Annotated in this window: 15 protein-coding genes; 9 read left to right on the top strand and 6 right to left on the bottom strand. The window is 34.2% G+C overall.

What is annotated here, in order from left to right:
* Positions 1–7: 7 nt before the first annotated feature.
* On the bottom strand, positions 8–2,092 hold the full coding sequence (locus C8N41_RS08045; protein WP_115838902.1) for an HAD-IIB family hydrolase: 2,085 nt from the start codon (positions 2,090–2,092) through the stop codon (positions 8–10).
* A 327-nt stretch (positions 2,093–2,419) separates the two neighbouring features.
* On the opposite strand from C8N41_RS08045, the gene C8N41_RS08040 reads away from it, so the two are divergent.
* Positions 2,420–2,992: a YdeI/OmpD-associated family protein gene (locus C8N41_RS08040; RefSeq protein ID WP_115838901.1), complete on the top strand. Its 573-nt coding sequence runs from the start codon at positions 2,420–2,422 to the stop codon at positions 2,990–2,992.
* A 2-nt stretch (positions 2,993–2,994) separates the two neighbouring features.
* Here C8N41_RS08040 and C8N41_RS08035 read toward each other — a convergent pair whose 3' ends face one another.
* The 3 genes from C8N41_RS08035 to C8N41_RS08025 form a co-directional block, all read right to left on the bottom strand.
* Entirely contained in the window at positions 2,995–4,458 is a 1,464-nt protein-coding gene (locus C8N41_RS08035) for a MoxR family ATPase (RefSeq protein ID WP_115838900.1), read from the bottom strand.
* An 86-nt stretch (positions 4,459–4,544) separates the two neighbouring features.
* Complete coding sequence (locus C8N41_RS08030; RefSeq protein WP_115839521.1) at positions 4,545–5,675, bottom strand: vWA domain-containing protein; 1,131 nt, start codon at positions 5,673–5,675, stop codon at positions 4,545–4,547.
* 273 nt (positions 5,676–5,948) lie between these two features.
* Positions 5,949–6,626, bottom strand: coding sequence for a Crp/Fnr family transcriptional regulator (locus C8N41_RS08025; protein WP_092444035.1), 678 nt, complete (start codon positions 6,624–6,626; stop codon positions 5,949–5,951).
* 104 nt (positions 6,627–6,730) lie between these two features.
* Between C8N41_RS08025 and C8N41_RS08020 the strand changes: the two genes are divergently transcribed.
* The 8 genes from C8N41_RS08020 (at position 6,731) to C8N41_RS07985 (ending at position 15,418) form a co-directional block, all read left to right on the top strand.
* A complete protein-coding gene (locus C8N41_RS08020) occupies positions 6,731–9,106 on the top strand; it encodes a heavy metal translocating P-type ATPase (RefSeq protein WP_115838899.1) in 2,376 nt (791 codons plus the stop codon).
* Positions 9,107–9,187: 81 nt separating this feature from the next.
* Complete coding sequence (gene ccoS / locus C8N41_RS08015; protein ID WP_092444039.1) at positions 9,188–9,373, top strand: cbb3-type cytochrome oxidase assembly protein CcoS; 186 nt, start codon at positions 9,188–9,190, stop codon at positions 9,371–9,373.
* Between the two features lie 11 nt (positions 9,374–9,384).
* Positions 9,385–11,583 (top strand): cytochrome-c oxidase, cbb3-type subunit I, encoded by a 2,199-nt coding sequence (ccoN, locus tag C8N41_RS08010; protein ID WP_115838898.1) that lies wholly within the window; start codon positions 9,385–9,387, stop codon positions 11,581–11,583.
* Between the two features lie 6 nt (positions 11,584–11,589).
* On the top strand, positions 11,590–11,775 hold the full coding sequence (locus C8N41_RS08005; RefSeq protein ID WP_092444043.1) for a CcoQ/FixQ family Cbb3-type cytochrome c oxidase assembly chaperone: 186 nt from the start codon (positions 11,590–11,592) through the stop codon (positions 11,773–11,775).
* Complete coding sequence (locus C8N41_RS08000) at positions 11,772–12,662, top strand: cbb3-type cytochrome c oxidase N-terminal domain-containing protein (protein ID WP_115838897.1); 891 nt, start codon at positions 11,772–11,774, stop codon at positions 12,660–12,662. Before C8N41_RS08005 ends, C8N41_RS08000 begins: the two co-directional genes overlap by 4 nt.
* 55 nt (positions 12,663–12,717) lie before the next feature.
* The gene (ccoG, locus tag C8N41_RS07995; protein WP_092444047.1) at positions 12,718–14,142 is read left to right on the top strand and encodes a cytochrome c oxidase accessory protein CcoG; all 1,425 of its coding nucleotides are present in this window, start codon (positions 12,718–12,720) and stop codon (positions 14,140–14,142) included.
* 127 nt (positions 14,143–14,269) lie between these two features.
* Positions 14,270–14,716, top strand: coding sequence for a FixH family protein (locus C8N41_RS07990; protein ID WP_115838896.1), 447 nt, complete (start codon positions 14,270–14,272; stop codon positions 14,714–14,716).
* Positions 14,717–15,418 (top strand): sulfite exporter TauE/SafE family protein, encoded by a 702-nt coding sequence (locus C8N41_RS07985; RefSeq protein ID WP_115838895.1) that lies wholly within the window; start codon positions 14,717–14,719, stop codon positions 15,416–15,418.
* Positions 15,419–15,623: 205 nt separating this feature from the next.
* Here the strand turns inward: C8N41_RS07985 and C8N41_RS07980 are convergent, their stop codons facing one another.
* Both C8N41_RS07980 and hemN read right to left on the bottom strand, forming a co-directional pair.
* Entirely contained in the window at positions 15,624–16,457 is an 834-nt protein-coding gene (locus C8N41_RS07980; RefSeq protein ID WP_092444053.1) for a universal stress protein, read from the bottom strand.
* Positions 16,458–16,467: 10 nt separating this feature from the next.
* Entirely contained in the window at positions 16,468–17,832 is a 1,365-nt protein-coding gene (gene hemN, locus C8N41_RS07975; protein ID WP_115838894.1) for an oxygen-independent coproporphyrinogen III oxidase, read from the bottom strand.
* Positions 17,833–17,910: the final 78 nt, after the last annotated feature.

Raw genomic sequence — 17,910 nt, 5'->3', positions numbered from 1 at the left:
TTAAATGTTATGTAATTATGTTTAATTCATGACAAGCAGAAATATATTGTGCTGCGGACCACGCCTGATAGGATTTTCCCATGGGTTTACCTGTCGTTCCGTGTGCCCATTCAGTAAATTCCCATTCTACATTTATTCCCTCTTTATTTATTAATGCCAGCTTATGCAGTTCAGCGATAGCAATATCTTTAAAGCCCAACTTGTTAACGAATTTCACCCAAAAACCACCGACAAATGGCCAAATACCACCATTGTGATAGTGATTAGGAAGGTTTAATAAATTCACGGTATAATACGGTCTCCAATCTGGGTCTCCAGGACTTACTACAGGATAGACATTAGCAATAGGAAAAGGATCATTAACCCCAACTCCCCACATAAACTTAAAAGTTTGGTGTGCTTTTTCGGCATCAATTGTACCATGTAGAAAAGCCAAAACATTACCTAAAGTATCGCAACGCCAACTAAAATCGAAAGGTGTGGTCTGCGCTATTAAATAAGAAGTATCTCCAAGGGTAAATTGTTTTTCAGCAAAAGATACCGACTGAAATAATTGCTGTTTTGTAGACGGCCAAAAGTTTTGTAATATTTCCTTTTTAATGACTTGAGACCATCTTATATATTCGCCAGCCTCTTCATTCTGACCTAACATTTCCATCATTCTACCAAAGCAAACATTAGCACGATACCAAAGAATTTCATCGTATAAAATATTATAACTTCTTCCAAATAAATCCGTCCAGTCACCAGCTTCTGGAATTTCTAGTAAGGCATCATTATTACTATCATGTGCTCCCAACCATCGCATTGTTTCCTTTATAGCAGCAATATGCGTTCTTAGAAACTCTATATCTTTCGTCTCATTTACATATTCATAAAACGCAATTACTACCCAAATACCACTATCTATGGAGCAAATTCCACCTACTCCAGAATAATCAGGAATGTTATCCTTAATTCGTACATTAGAGGGAATCTGACCATTACGTGAAATATGTTCAAATAAGGTTAAGAGTGTTTGACGTGCACAGGTATGAATAGCCTCATCTTTATGAATTAAAGGCAATGCACCAATAACGGTTATAGCTCCATCTCTTGCCCAAACGCTATGATAATTGACATCTGTACCGTGAGCAATATTATCTTTTATAGAACAGGCAGAAAATCCTAATGGTGTAATATTCTTTTTTAAGGCTTCAATAGCTTTGTTATAGCCTTTACGGATCAGCGCTACTTTTTCATTTTCATCTTCATTAGCAAGATTTTTTTGTTCTTGTTTTATAAAAAAATCATCCTTGTGATCTATATTAGAATCATTATTAGCCTTACTTGGTAAAATACCATAGTGTACTAATCCCTCAATTATACCATCACTTTTTTCGTTTTCGGTATGATAGACTTTTCTGTGTTTGGTGTATTGGTATAATTCTTCATGTGCATTAGAAACAACAATACCTTTAACATTGGGCATTCCAAACATAGCAGAATCGTTGCCACTATCTCCAGCCACTACAACGTCTTCTGCTTTAATGTTGAGTTGTTTTATTAACCACTGTAAAGCATTGCCTTTATTCGCAAATTTTGGAAGAATATCTAAAAATTTATCTCCAGAATACACTACATTAATATTCATATTAGCATTCTCAAAATCTTGCTCTATACTTGAAATTAATTCGGGACTCGCATCGTATAAAAAGAAGCTTCGTTTATAGGCATGTTGAAACTTGGTAGGCTGATCGCTTATTGGGTGGTCAATATTTTGTATTAAATCTTCAACAGCTTTTACATCCCAACCCTCATCGAGAACATTATTAAACTCCTTTACCACACATTTTTCTTTGTAATTATAAATGTGCGTACCCACACCAGAAATAATATAGTCGGGTTCTGGTAGAATGCCTTTATCAATTAGGTTGAGAACGTCATCAATTAGCCTCCCAGAATTATATGAAAGCATGACGTCTTTAGGTTGATATTTATTCCAAATATTTCGGAAATTACTTTTGTGGGTATCAAAATCAATTAGAGTATTATCAATATCGAAAGAAAGAAAACTAATTTTTGGTTGTGTATTATTTTCTTCATTATGCATATAGAAATCGTTTTATGGTTGAATTATGTTAACAGATTTCCAGTAAATTACTGCCTCAATAGCTATTTAATTAACTCAAAAGCATAATTTTACACCTCATTTAATTTCTTATAAAATGATGGCTCTAGATTAAGAATTAAAGAAAACATCCTTAATTTTTTTAAGAAATCATCAATAAAAAAAAAGACAAGTGATTGAGACGTTGTTTCGCGTATCATGTTTTCAACTACGAAGTATTAAATTGAATTTAGACCTAACAGATATAAAGCATCGAGATTATTAAAGTATATTTATAGGCCTTAAACCAACCCATAAAACTTTATACATTTGGAAATCCCTGAACTCTATTTTAAAACCGACACCGAATGGCGTGAATGGCTGCACCACAACCACAACACCGTAAAAGGCGTACAATTAATATTCTATAAAGTAGACCACAAGAAAGACTCTATGCGATGGGAAGAAGCCGTGAGAGTTGCGCTTTGTTATGGCTGGATAGATTCGACTGTAAAAAGTTTAGGCGATGGCAAAAGACGACAATATTTCTGCCCAAGACAACCCAAAAGCGTTTGGAGTGCCGTTAATAAAAAACATATAAGAGCATTACAAAAAGCAAATTTAATACATCGAAGCGGACAAGAATCGATAAAGGTTGCCAAAGCGAATGGAAGTTGGTCTGCGTTAGATACTGTAGAAAAAGGCATAATACCTGAGAATCTTCAAAAAGCGTTTAAGGCGAATCCTAATGCATATACTAATTACCTCAACTTTGCTCCTAGTTACAGAAAAAGCTATTTGTATTGGTTAAACCAAGCTAAAAGAGAAGTGACGCAACAAAAAAGAATCGCAGAGATTATAAAACTCTGCGATGCTAATATTAAAAGTCGGGATGTAAGATAAAATTACAAACCACTTATATAACTTCCATAAGGATCTTTAAATTGCATACCTTCTGAAAAGCGATATTTACTTAGTTTTTGAAATTGTGTTAATCCCCAAAGAATAAATTCTTTTTCGAAATAGACATCTTTTGGGTCGATTTCTGGTTGATAATCTGCTATTAAAGCATCTAATGGTGTTACTTCATCTAACTTCGCTTTATAAGTAGCATCGTCTAAATCATCTAAAAGTTCAAAACCATCACCATTAAAAAACCATGAAATTAAATCATCATAAGGTGTTTCTTCATCTTGCTTTTGTAATTTTTCAACCTTAGGAAAATACTTTGGGAACAAGGTTTTCACAGCTTCTTCCATTAATGAATTAGCCACAAAATCTGCACCTTCTTGTTCACCTTCGTAAACCAATTCTACTTTTCCGGTTATAGCCGGAATTACACCTATAAAGTCAGATAATCTCACAGACGTTTTATCATCTCCAGAAATTAAAGCTCTTCGTTCTGCTGTACTCAATAAGTTTTCAAAAGCTGTAATACTCATACGCGCACTTACACCACTTTTTACATCAACATATTCGCTTTCTCTAGCTTCAAAACTAATTTGTTCTAACAAATCTTTGGCTAATTCTGGTACGTAAACAGATTCTGATTGTCTGGTATCTAGCTTTGCTTCTTGTGATGTAATGGTTCTTGCAATATCAACAGATTCTGGATAATGCGTTAAAATCTGAGACCCAATTCTATCTTTTAAAGGCGTAACAATACTTCCTCTGTTGGTATAATCTTCAGGATTTGCTGTAAAAACAAATTGCATATCTAACGGCAATCGTAATTTAAAACCTCTAATTTGTATATCACCTTCTTGCAAAATATTAAATAAAGCAACTTGGATTCGTGCTTGTAAATCTGGCAACTCGTTAATCACAAAAATGCAACGGTTCGCTCTTGGAATCATACCGTAATGAATGACACGATCATCTGCATAACTCAATTTTAAATTCGCTGCTTTTATAGGATCTACATCTCCAATAATATCAGCTACAGTGACATCAGGCGTTGCCAATTTTTCGGCAAAACGCTCACTTCTATGCAACCAAGTAATTGGTGTATCATTTCCTTTCTCTGCTATAAGTTCTACAGCATATCGCGAAATTGGCTCTAAAGGATCATCGTTAATTTCTGAACCTTCTACTATTGGAATGTATTCATCTAACAAGTTTACCATCATACGAGCTAAACGCGTTTTAGCTTGACCTCTCAATCCTAATAAATTAATATTATGTCTAGATAAAATAGCACGTTCTAACTCCGGAATTACGGTGTTTTCATAACCATGAATGCCTTCAAAAGTTGTCTTTTTGTTCTTTATATTTTCAATTAAATTATCTCTCAACTCATCTTTTATAGATTTTGATTGATAACCCGATTGTTTTAATTCGCCTAATGTATTTATTGTTTCTATTTTCATATTCAATTATTAGAAAAGAGATTATAGATAAAGGAAAATAGACGCTGCTATTTCGCTTTTCTATGCTCTTTATACTTTTTCTTTTTTTATCCTTTAATTCTCTTTTTTCTATTATTCTCGTAATCTTCAAAAATCATTTCGCCTAAACCTTTTAAGCCTGTGTAAAATGCTTTCCCTCTATTGGCTTGTGTAAATTCTCTAATAAATTGCATTAAATAAGGATCTTGAGCAATCATAAACGTTGTTATAGGAATATGCAATCTCCTTGCTTGTTGCGCCATAGCATAGCATTTATTGGTGATGTATGGATCTAAACCATTACTGTTTTTGTAATACTGACCATCTGGCAAACGCAAACAACTTGGTTTACCATCTGTAATCATAAAAATCTGTTTATTTGTGTTTCGTTTTCTTCGTAACATATCCATAGCCAATTGCAAACCTGCAACTGTATTAGTGTGGTAAGGTCCTACTTTTAGGTATGGTAATTCTTTAATTTTAATAGGCCAAGCATCATTACCAAACACTAAAATCTCTAAGGTGTCTTTAGGATAACGTGTGGTAATTAATTCGGCCAATGCCATAGCCACTTTCTTAGCTGGCGTTATTCTATCTTCTCCATAAAGAATCATACTGTGGCTAATATCAATCATTAGAACGGTACTCATCTGACTTTTATGAAGAGTTTCTTCCACTACTAAATCATCTTCTGTGAGGCTAAAATCACCTATTCCATTATTAATCTGGGCGTTTCTAATACTTTCGGTCATAGAAACCTTATCTAAGTTGTCACCAAATTGATAGCTTCTAAAGTCTCCTGTATGTTCGTCTCCAAGACCAACACCTTTACTTTTATGATTACCAGAACCACTTCGTTTTATTTTTCCAAAAATCTGGTCTAGCGCTTGTTGTCTTATGGCGCGTTCGGTTTTTGCAGTAATGGCGAATCCGCCTTCACCTGTTCCGTTGGGATCAATTTCTTCGCGTATATAACCTTTATTTTTTAGATCTTCTATAAAATCATCAATGGTATATTCTGGTGTGGTGAGTTTATATTCCTTGTCTAATTGTCGTAACCAATCTATAGCTTCATCAAAATCGCCAGAAGTATGTGTAATTAACTCTTTAAAAATCTCAAAGAGTTTTTCAAATGGTGATTGGTGAGGTGCTTCGTAGGTTTTAAATACAAAACCTTTTTTGTTTATTTTTTCTTTCATGTGTTTTCCTTTAATGTGATTAACTGACACATGCAGTTGGCAATTAAAAATTCCTTCTTAGTTAAAATTTTTAGCTTGCTCGTTTCATAGCTATGTAAAAATAATGCATTTTGGTCTCCTTTACTCTTGCATTAACATCTCTTTTAGAAATCAAAATTTTAGAAAATATGAATCATTAAAGGTTTCTCCTGTAACTTTTGTGGTAGCTGTAGATATATGCGTTATCGATTTATTACATATGAAGCACTAGCCTCTCAAAAGCTGTAACTAAAATTATTCTACACGTCTTAAGCCTTCTAAATCTTCTATTTTGACGTGTTTTCCGGTCGTAGAAATAAGACCTTCTTTTTTAAATTGAGATAGTATCCTAATAGCAGATTCTGTGGCTGTTCCGACTAAATTAGCATAATCTTCACGAGATAAAATAACACTAAGGTAGCCATCTTCATCTTTATCAAAGGTGTCGTGCAAATAAATTAAAACATCCGCCAAACGTTGTTTTACAGATTTTTGTGCCATATCGACAATAACATTATCAGCAACTCTTAGTTCTTTAGCCATATCTTGGAGCATATCTAGAGAAAATTTGGCGTTTTTTGATAAATCGTGAAGAATTTCGCTTTTAGGAATAAAACAAACTTCCATTTCATTTATGGCTACAGCTGTGAGATTTGACTTCTCATCTGAAACTAAAGACCGTTGACCAATTAAATCTCCACGGACTACCAATTTTACAATTTGGTCTTTTCCGTTGGCACTTAATTTAGTCAATTTACACACACCATTTTTAATACAGAAAATGCCATTGATGCTTTCACCTTCACTAAAAAGGGTTTCTCCTTTTTGAACAAATTTTGAAGTTTTACAACCCGAAATCCGAATTAAATCATCTTTTCCTAAAGCTTTTAAAGCATTAAACTGTTTAATAATACATTGGTCACATTTGTTCATAGGAAGACAATTAAATTCAAAGTTAATTAAAACATGACAATTATCATAGATTAAAATTCGTACTTTTAAGACTTTTGTTACAGGTATAAATGAGCAAATTAACAATGGAAAACAAAACTTGTTTTCACTGCGGTGATGACTGTGGTAGTCACCCAATTACATTTCAAGACAAATCATTTTGTTGTAATGGTTGTAAGACTGTTTTCGAAATATTTAACGAGAACGATCTCACCTGTTATTACGATTTACAAAATTCTCCTGGAGCAATTCCAAAAGAAATAGAAGGTAAATACGATTTTTTATCTCAAGAAAATATTATTGAAAAGCTTACAGAATTTAGAGATGGCTCCATAGAAATAGCCACACTTTATATTCCGCATATTCACTGTAGTTCTTGTATTTGGATATTAGAAAACCTCAACAAACTGAATCCTAATATTTCTGATTCTCAAGTTAATTTTGGTAAAAAAACAGTTAGAGTCACGTACAATGCTGATACAACTAATTTAAAATCGGTAGTACTCTTATTAAGTTCTATCGGTTATGAACCATACATCAGCTTAGAGGATTTTAATTCTGGTAAACAACACATTAACCGGAGTTTAATTTATAAGCTTGGAGTCGCAGCTTTCGGATTTGGTAATATCATGTTTTTGTCGTTTCCTGAGTATTTTGAAGTGAATGAATTTTGGCTTGAACAATACAAACCCGTCTTTCGTTGGTTAATGTTTGTAATGTCGTTACCTATTGTATTTTACTCGGCTCAAGATTATTTTATTTCAGCTTATAAAGGTGTAAAGGCCAAACTGCTAAATATTGATGTGCCTATTGCCCTTGGAGTATCTGTACTGTTTATTAGAAGTTCCATCGAAATTATATTTGATATCGGTTCTGGTTTTTTTGATAGCTTAGCTGGACTCATATTTTTTCTTTTAGTTGGAAAATTCTTCCAGCAAAAAACCTACAATTTCTTATCCTTTGAGCGCGATTACAAATCGTACTTTCCAATCGCTATTACTAAAATTGATACAAATGGAAACGAAAATTCCATTCAGGTCTACGATATTGAAAAAGGGGATCGTATTTTAATTCGGAATGAAGAATTAATTCCTGTAGATGGTATTTTAATTAATGGCAAAGCAAAAATAGATTACAGTTTTGTTACAGGCGAATCGCAGGCGGTCTCTAAACTGTCTGGGGACAAATTATTCGCAGGTGGAAAACAGACCAACGGAGTCATTGAAATGGAGGCCTTAAAATCCGTTGAACAAAGTTACCTCACACAACTATGGAGTAATGATGTCTTTAACAAAAATAAAGAAGACGGATTTACGAATATTACAAATACCATTAGCAAACATTTTACGATAGCCATATTAACAGTTGCATTTATAGCAACCGCCTTTTGGCTGTTTGTAGATGCCAGTAAAGCTATGAACGTATTTACGGCAGTACTCATTATTGCATGTCCTTGTGCCATTGCCCTTTCTGCTCCTTTTACGTTTGGAAATCTCTTACGCATCTTTGGAAAGCAAAAATTCTATGTAAAAAATGCAAGTGTCATTGAACAGTTAGCGCAAATAAACACCGTAATTTTTGATAAAACAGGAACGATTACATCCAATAAAGATAGTAATGCCGAATACGATGGAGAAACACTATCAGACTCTGAAACTTTAGTCCTTAAAAATTCGCTTAGAGGTTCTAACCATCCTTTAAGTAGAACCTTGTACAACATATTACAAGAACATAATATCATAACGCTTGATGCTTTTGAAGAACACATTGGTAAAGGTATTGAAGCCAAACACAATACAGTAAATATGAAAATTGGTTCGGCTAGTTTTGTTGGCAGTCCAAATACAAGCGCTTTGTTAAATACTACGGTCCACGTGAGTAGTAACAATATCTATAAAGGAAAATTCACATTTTACAACAGTTATAGGAAAGGGGTTTCAAAATTATTCAACCAACTAAAAAAACATTTTGATTTGGTTATTCTTTCAGGTGATAATGAAGGAGAGCTTGAAAATTTAAAAAAATTACTACCAGCTAAAACGAAATTAATTTTCAATCAAAAGCCAGAAGACAAACTCGAATTTATAAAATACCATCAAACAGAAGGAGCCAAAGTACTTATGATTGGTGATGGTTTAAATGATGCTGGTGCATTAGCTCAGAGTAATGTTGGTATTGCAATTTCAGAAGATGTAAATGTCTTTTCTCCAGCATGTGATGCTATTTTAGATGCTTCAAAATTTAAGCAATTATATAGCTATATTCAAGCGTCTAAATCAGCTATAAAAATTATCAAGTGGAGTTTTGTATTGTCATTTTTTTATAATATAATTGGATTATACTTTGCAATCACCGGACAATTAGAGCCTGTTGTTGCAGCAATATTAATGCCTTTAAGCTCTATAAGTATTGTTGTATTTACAACCGTAGCAACAAATCTTTTAGGAAAACGAATAGAATGAATAAAAAAATAAGGAAACATGATTTTTATCATATTTTCAAAACAGTCTCAATAGTACTTTTGGGGCATAACTTCAGTAGGTATGAGTGTTATTTATATTTTGTTATCAGTTAGCGTAGTTATTGGTGTGGCTTTTTTTGTCATTTTCATTATGGCCGTGAAGTCCGGACAATACGACGATGACTATACTCCATCCGTTCGAATGCTTTTTGAAGACGAACTTGTAAAGAAACAAACCAATACAACGAAACAAACTAAAACTGACTAATTATATTAAATATGGAAATGCAACAATTCTATTACGATAATAAAATCGTTAAAAAATTCCTTTATGCTACCATTCTTTGGGGAGTTGTTGGGATGCTTGTAGGGCTTATTTTGGCCTTTATGTTTTTATTCCCAAACATGACCGATGGTGTCTCTTGGTTGAGTTTTGGTCGATTACGACCTTTACACACCAATGCGGTGATTTTTGCCTTTGTAGGTAACGCCATATTTGCAGGTGTCTACTACTCTACGCAACGCCTCCTAAAAGCGAGAATGTTTAGCGACTTTTTAAGTAATTTAAATTTCTGGGGATGGCAACTTATTATTGTTGCAGCAGCAATTACGTTGCCTTTAGGTTATTCTACGTCTAAAGAGTATGCTGAGCTAGAGTGGCCAATAGATATTGCTATTGCCTTAATCTGGGTGGCTTTTGGTATTAATCTTATCGGTACGATGTTAAAACGTCGTCAACGACACTTGTACGTCGCCTTATGGTTCTACTTAGCAACGTTTGTTACGGTTGCTGTACTTCACATTTTTAATAGTTTAGCGCTTCCTGTAAGTTTCACAGGTATGAAAAGTTATTCGGTGTATGCTGGTGTACAAGATGCCTTAGTACAATGGTGGTATGGACATAATGCGGTTGCATTTTTCTTAACCACTCCTTTTTTAGGTTTAATGTATTATTTTGTGCCTAAAGCGGCGAATAGACCTGTGTATTCGTATAGACTTTCTATTGTGCACTTCTGGTCATTAATCTTTATTTATATTTGGGCAGGTCCGCACCACTTATTATATACAGCCTTACCAGAATGGGCACAACATTTAGGTGTCGCATTCTCAGTAATGCTATTAATGCCATCTTGGGGTGGTATGATTAACGGGCTTTTAACCTTGCGAGGTGCTTGGGATAAGGTGCGTACAGATCCTGTTTTAAAGTTTATGGTTGTAGCCATTACAGGTTACGGTATGGCAACCTTTGAAGGTCCGATGTTATCCTTAAAAAATGTCAACGCCATTGCGCATTTTACCGATTGGATTATAGCTCACGTACACGTGGGTGCATTAGCATGGAATGGTTTCTTAGCCTTTGGTATGATTTATTACCTTATTCCAAAATTATTTAAAACAAAATTATACTCTATCGGTTTAGCCAATTTACACTTCTGGATTGGAACGTTAGGTATAATGTTGTATGCACTACCACTCTATGTTGCAGGTTTTGCTCAAGCGAGTATGTGGAAACAATTTAACCCAGATGGTACTTTAGTTTATGGTAACTTCTTAGAAACCGTAACCGAAATTATGCCAATGTACTGGATGCGTGCTATTGGTGGCACCTTATACATCACTGGGATGATTATTTTAGTAGTCAATGTTATCCTAACCGTTGTAAGCTCTAAACAAGGTGTTACAGATGAATTAGCTGAAGCTCCTGCTTTAAAACGTGTTTCAAAAGGTCGTGTTGCAGGTGAAGGATGGCACACATGGTTAGAGCGTAAGCCTGTACTTTTAACAATATATGCTACAATCGCTATTTTAATTGGTGGTATCGTACAGATTATACCAACCATCGTTGTAAAATCTAACATACCAACCATTAGTACTGTAAAACCTTATACACCTTTAGAACTGGAAGGTAGGGATATTTATATTAGAGAAGGTTGTGTGGGTTGTCACTCACAAATGGTACGTCCGTTTAGATCGGAAGTAGAGCGTTACGGAGAATACTCTAAAGCTGGAGAATTTGTATACGATCATCCATTCCTTTGGGGAAGTAAACGAACTGGTCCAGATTTACATCGTGTTGGAGGTAAATACTCAGACAACTGGCACTTTAATCATATGTACGATCCACAAAGTACGTCCACAGGTTCTATTATGCCAGCTTACCAGTGGCTTATTAGAGATGAGTTAGACAAATCTGACACGCAATTGAAAATGGAAACCATGGTATCTTTAGGAGTGCCCTATACCGAAGAAGATATAGCCAACGCACAGGCTGATATGTTAGAGCAAGGTACACAAATTGAGAAAAGCCTCTATAATGATCCAGATTTTGTAGCCTCGTATGAAGCTGATAAAGCAGCCTCAGGAGATGATTTCGTAGAAATGCGAAACAGAGAAATCGTAGCCTTAATTGCTTATTTACAGCGACTAGGAACCGATATTAAAGTAAAAGATATTTTAGACGAAACCGCTCAAAACTAATTTATTATGTTCAAATTTATAAAAGGTCATTTAGAAAGTATTACAGGGATTGAGATATACCCATTGATATCGCTTCTTATTTTCTTTATATTTTTTGTTGTGTTATTCTATTGGGTAATCACAGCTAAGAAAGATTATATCACCACAGTTAGTAATATTCCATTAGACAATCAAAACGATACCACAATATGAGACATTTAATCCCATCATACATTAGAGTACCTGTAATGTTTTTTGCCATTGCTGGACTCGTAGAGTACTTTGTAGATTCAGGAGATAAGCCTGCTTTTATTGAGCAGCCAATTATTTTACTATTCTTATTTTTAATACTACTAGTGCTTATTGCCATTGAAGGTATTGTAAACTCCTTAGATAATATTCTTTATCAAAGCTTAGATGAGGAAGGAAAAAAACGCTACGAAGCATCACGATCTAAAACACCTCAATTCACAAAATTAAAAGCATTGTATTCTAAATTAGTTGGTAAACAGAAACCAATTGAAGAAGAAGGCGAAATTATATTAGACCATAGTTACGATGGTATTAAAGAATTAGATAATAATTTACCACCATGGTGGGTATATTCCTTCTATATCTCTATAGTTTTTGCTGTGATCTATATGGTTCGTTATCATGTTTTAGATGCAGATGACCAATTTGTAGAATATGAAATTGAATATGCAGAAGCTAATGCTGCCATTGAAGCATATAAAAAGACAGCTAAAGGATTAGTGGATATAAACACTGTAGAAGTATTAACTGAAACGGCGGATTTAAATGCTGGTAAAAAGATTTTTGAAACCAACTGCGTGGCTTGCCATATGGTAGATGGAGGTGGTGGAATTGGACCAAACCTTACAGATGACCATTGGATTTTAGGTGGAGGTATTAAAAATGTGTTTAAAACGATATCTGAAGGTGGACGTTCTGGTAAAGGTATGGTGGCTTGGAAACAAAGTTTAAAACCTCTAGAAATGGCACAAGTAGCTAGCTATGTTTTACAGTTTCAAGGCACAACTCCTGCCAATCCAAAAGCTGCGGAAGGAGATGTTTGGGTACCAGAAGACACTGATGAGTAAATATAACACTGGGATTAGAAGATTTTTTCTAAATAATAGTTAAGTTAAAAAAGTAATGGAAACGCCAGGAAACGAAGTTTTTAGAGATTCAATTGGTACAATTGATGCAGAAGGTAAACGCAAATGGGTTTTTCCTAAAAAACCGTCTGGACCATTATATGAAAAGCGTAAGCTCGTAAGCTATGTATTATTAGCCTTTTTATTTGCGGCTCCCTTCATCAAAATTAATGGTAATCAGTTTCTATTATTTAATATCCTAGAAAGACGATTCAATATTTTTGGATTTCCGTTTTGGCCTCAAGATTTCTATCTCTTTGTCATCTCCATGCTTATTGGCGTTATTTTTATCACCTTATTCACCGTAGGCTTTGGTCGTGTATTTTGCGGATGGATCTGCCCACAGACCATTTTTATGGAAATGGTTTTTAGACGGATTGAATATTGGATTGATGGTGACCGAAACAAGCAAATGCGATTAGCTAGACAAAAATGGAATGCCGAAAAAATTAGAAAACGTGCTTTAAAATGGTTTATCTTTTTGGTTATATCGTTTTTAATTGCCAATGTTTTTCTAGCATATTTAATAGGTGGAGATAAACTTATAAAGTACATCACCGAAGGTCCTTTTGAACATACTGGCACACTGATACCGCTATTGATATTTACAGCCGTTTTTTATTTTATATTCGCTTGGTTTAGAGAACAAGTGTGCATTATTGCATGTCCTTATGGTCGTTTGCAAGGAGTGCTTTTAGACAATAAATCTATTGTTGTAGCTTACGACCACAAACGTGGTGAAGGAGAGAATGGTAGAAAAAAGTTTAGAAAAAAGGAAGACAGAGCAGCTCTAGGTCATGGAGATTGTATAGATTGTTCTCAATGTGTTAATGTTTGTCCTACGGGAATCGATATTAGAAACGGTACCCAATTAGAATGTGTGAATTGCACCGCATGTATCGATGAGTGTGACCATATTATGGAAAGTATAAACCTTCCTAAAGGCCTAATTCGTTTTGCTAGTGAAGATGAAATTGAAAAGAAAGAACCTTTTAAAATAACCGCTCGTATGAAAGGTTATATGGCAGTTCTTACTATTTTAATCGGTATTTTGGCTGGTATGTTATTATTGAGAAGTGATGTTGAAGCTCGAATTTTACGATTACCAGGTCAACTATACGAACATAAAGATAACGGTATAATAAGTAACGTTTACACCTTTAAGCTGGTCAATAAAACTTCTAATGAAATCGATAATTTAAGCTTTAAACTCAGAGGTTGGGATGGAGATATTCATATTGTTTCCACTTCCGAAACCTTTGGTGTAGAGCCACAAGGCATTGCAGAAGGCACTTTATTTATAGAGCTAAAACAAAGTGACTTGTCTGGTGACAAAAACGACGTTATGATAGATCTTTATAGCGAGGATGAACTTATAGAAACCACATCGGTCACGTTTTTAGGACCTAGAAGTTTTAATTAAAATAGACCTAGCAGGTTTCGATAACCTAGCAAGTCTTTAGAAAAATAAACTCGTGTACTGCAAAAAAAAGCAGATTTAAATACGATTTAACCCTGATTGCTATTCAGGATAAAAAAATAAATTAATTATGAAAATAAATTGGGGAACCGCAATCGTAATTGCATTTGTATGTTTTATATCCTTTATTATGTACTTTGTAATAAGTATGAGTACAGATAGTAAATATGATCACGATTTAGTGGTTGAAGATTATTACGGCCAAGAGCTTCAATTTCAAGCGGATTTAGATCATGAAGAAAATGCAAAACATTTAAAAAGTAATATTACTCTAAAAACAACCAAAGAAGGTATTGTAATCACATTTCCAGAAGACTTAAACATTCAAAAAATAGAAGGTAAAGTGTTCCTATATAGACCATCTAACAAACAATTAGATTTTGAAACTGAGATTTCACTATCTAACCATAATTTGCTCATACCTGACAAGCGTTTGTTGGATGGTCGTTGGAACATTAAAGTAGACTGGAAATATAACACTAATTCTTATCTCTTTAAAAAAGAAATCACATATTAAATGCTTATATCAGCCCTCATATTAGGTTTATTAGGAAGTCTGCACTGCGTTGGCATGTGTGGTCCTATTGCCTTTATGTTGCCTGTAGATAGATCCAATTCATTTAGAAAAGTAAGTCAAATCGGTATTTACCATTTTGGTAGGCTATTGGCTTATAGTATCATTGGTTTAGTTTTTGGACTGGTCGGGAAAAGTTTTTCTCTTTTTGGAATTCAGCAGCAACTTTCAATAATTATTGGAATTTTAATGATTGTAATTGTGCTCTTACCCCAAAATGTCATAGGAAAATACAACCTTACCAAACCTTTATACAAAGCTATTTCTAAAGTAAAGTCCTCTTTAGGTAAAGCCTTAAAAAAGAAAACCGCAGATACCTTTTTAACCATTGGTTTTCTTAATGGATTCCTGCCTTGTGGTTTGGTCTATATGGCTGTCTTTGGTTCGATAGCAACAGGAAGTTTATTAGACGGTAGTTTGTATATGGTCTTATTCGGACTCGGAACAATACCTCTAATGACTACAGCCATATATTTAGGTAAATTTTTAAATAGTACCATTAAGCAACACATACAAAAAGCTATTCCTGTATTTGTTGTGGTGATAGGTCTATTATTTATTCTTCGAGGATTAGGGTTAGGCATTCCATACCTCTCACCTGCTCCAATGGTAGAAATGGCTTCTAGTGCTATAAATTGTCATTAACATCTTCTGCCCTTCAAGTTAGTTACTATTTTCCAATAACATAAGGGGTGATTTAGCATATATACATCCTTAAAACCAAACTATATCCATTTCATCGACTGTAATAATTTTTACATATTTGAGATTGTAAAAGAAAAACGCCAAAGAAAAATCTTTGGCGTTTTATTGACGACATTAAAAAACTAACTACAATTAACATCGACGACTATATTTTAAATGTCATTACAGGTAATGTGGAATGATTTGTAATATCTTCAGAGACACTCCCTTCAAAAAAATGCGATAATCCTTTTCTTCCATGGGTTGCCACAGCAATAAGATCTGCACCAATGACATTTGCAAAATTTAGAATCCCTTTTTCTATAGAGTAGTCCGAAACTACATTTACAGCTTCTAGATTAACTAAATCTCCTTCGGCCTCTTTCAAAAAATTAGAAACCCGTTTATCTATTTCAGTAGAACTTCTAAAGTTACCATCTGGCGAGTTTACATATACCAAATGCATGGTAATACCCAATGCTTTAAACGTGTCTTTTGCTTGTAAATAAGGTGGAATAGCATCTTCAGAAAAATCACAAGCAAACACAGCATTTTCAAAATCCATTAATATAGGATTATGCTTAATGACCAAAACCGGAATATCCGAATACCGCACTACTTTTTGCGTATTAGAGCCTATTAACACTTCTTTAATTCCACTTGCACCTTGAGACCCCATAACAATGAGGTTCGCTTTATGCTCTATAGAAACCTCGTTAACTTCGCTCCATACTTTAAAATGTTTGACTACCGGACTCACTTTTATACCTTCTAAATAGGGTTTGTCTAAAAAGGTTTCAAATTTTTGTTCTGCTAGCTTTAAATAATAAATAGTTTCTTGATTTAAAGCTTCACTCGCTGAAGAAATAATTGCATTAGACAATTCTAACATGTGTAATACAATAAGTTCGGATCCAAATTTGTGAGCCAAACCTGCAGCTGCTTCTAGTGCAAATTCTGAATGTTCTGAAAAATCGACTGGTACAATTATTTTTTTCATTTTTTAAATATTAAATGGTCATTGAAAACAACTGAGTTTCAGGTTTTGTTCGTTGTAATAATAAATCGAAAGCCATGCATATATTTCTAATAAAGGCTTTCCCCTTTTCCGTTACAATTACTTTTTTTGATTCGAACTGTAGTAACCCATCCAATTCAAATTCTTTTAATTTTATAAGGACTTCTGGTAATTCTTTAAATACTAAGGCCTCATCCTCCCATTGCGTTTCAAAATTACACATCAGATTAAGAATGTGTTTTCTAATAATAAGGTCTTCGGTGATTAAAATATGACCTTTAAATACGGGAATGATATCTTGTGTTAACAGCTTGTAATATTCTTCATTCGATTTAACATTCTGTGCAAATCCATACCAACTATCGCTAATAGAAGACACTCCCAAACCAATCATGGCTTTGGTTTTTGAAGCCGTATAACCCATAAAATTACGATGTAGAGTGTGTTGCTCCATCGCTTTATATAGCGAATCACTTTTTAGAGCAAAATGGTCCATACCTATTTCTACATAACCTGCAGCTTCAAAATACTGTTTTCCGGTTTCGTATTGTAAACGCTTCGCATCTGGTGTTGGTAAGTCCGATGTCTTAAAACCACGTTGTCCATTTCCTTTAATCCATGGCACATGTGCATAACTATAAAACGCAATACGGTCTGGCATTAAGGCTTTTGTTTTATTGATTGTTTCAATGACATCGGCTTCGGTCTGAAACGGTAAGCCAAAAATAATATCATGTCCAACAGAAGTGTATCCTATTTTTCGTGCCAAATCTGTTGCACGTTTCACATTTTCAAACGGCTGCACGCGGTTAATCGCTTTCTGAATACGTAAATTATAATCTTGTACTCCATAGCTAACCCTTCTAAACCCTAAATTATATAAGGTGGTGAGATGGGCTTCTGTAGTATTGTTTGGATGCCCTTCAAAACTAAACTCATAGTTTTCTGCTAATTCAGCATCTGCCAAGATTCCAGAAATTAAATCGTTTAGATGTTCTGGTGAAAAAAATGTCGGAGTCCCTCCACCTAGATGTAATTCTTTAATAACCGGTTTAGAGCCCAACAATTTTAGATACAAACTCCATTCCTTTAATACAGCTTTGATATAAGGAGATTCTACCTCGTGACGTTTGGTAATGCGTTTATGGCAACCACAAAAGGTGCACAAACTTTCGCAAAACGGTAAATGAATATATAAGCTTAAGCCTTCTGTTGTGTTTCTTTCTTGAAAAGCACGTTGTAAAGAAGCTTTCCATCCTTCTAAAGAAAAGGATTCTAAATCCCAATAAGGAACGGTTGGATAACTCGTATAACGAGGTCCTGCAACATTATATTTTTGGATTAACGACTGACTCATACTTATTTATTAATCCTCAAAATTAGAAGTACACCTTAATATAAACTATGATATTTATCATACGGCTAAAAATTTTGA

The sequence above is a fragment of the Winogradskyella sediminis genome, assembly GCF_003387355.1.
Lineage (GTDB): Bacteria > Bacteroidota > Bacteroidia > Flavobacteriales > Flavobacteriaceae > Winogradskyella > Winogradskyella sediminis.
The sequence above is the reverse complement of the archived record's forward strand: the minus strand, read 5'-3'. Positions and strand labels throughout refer to the sequence as shown.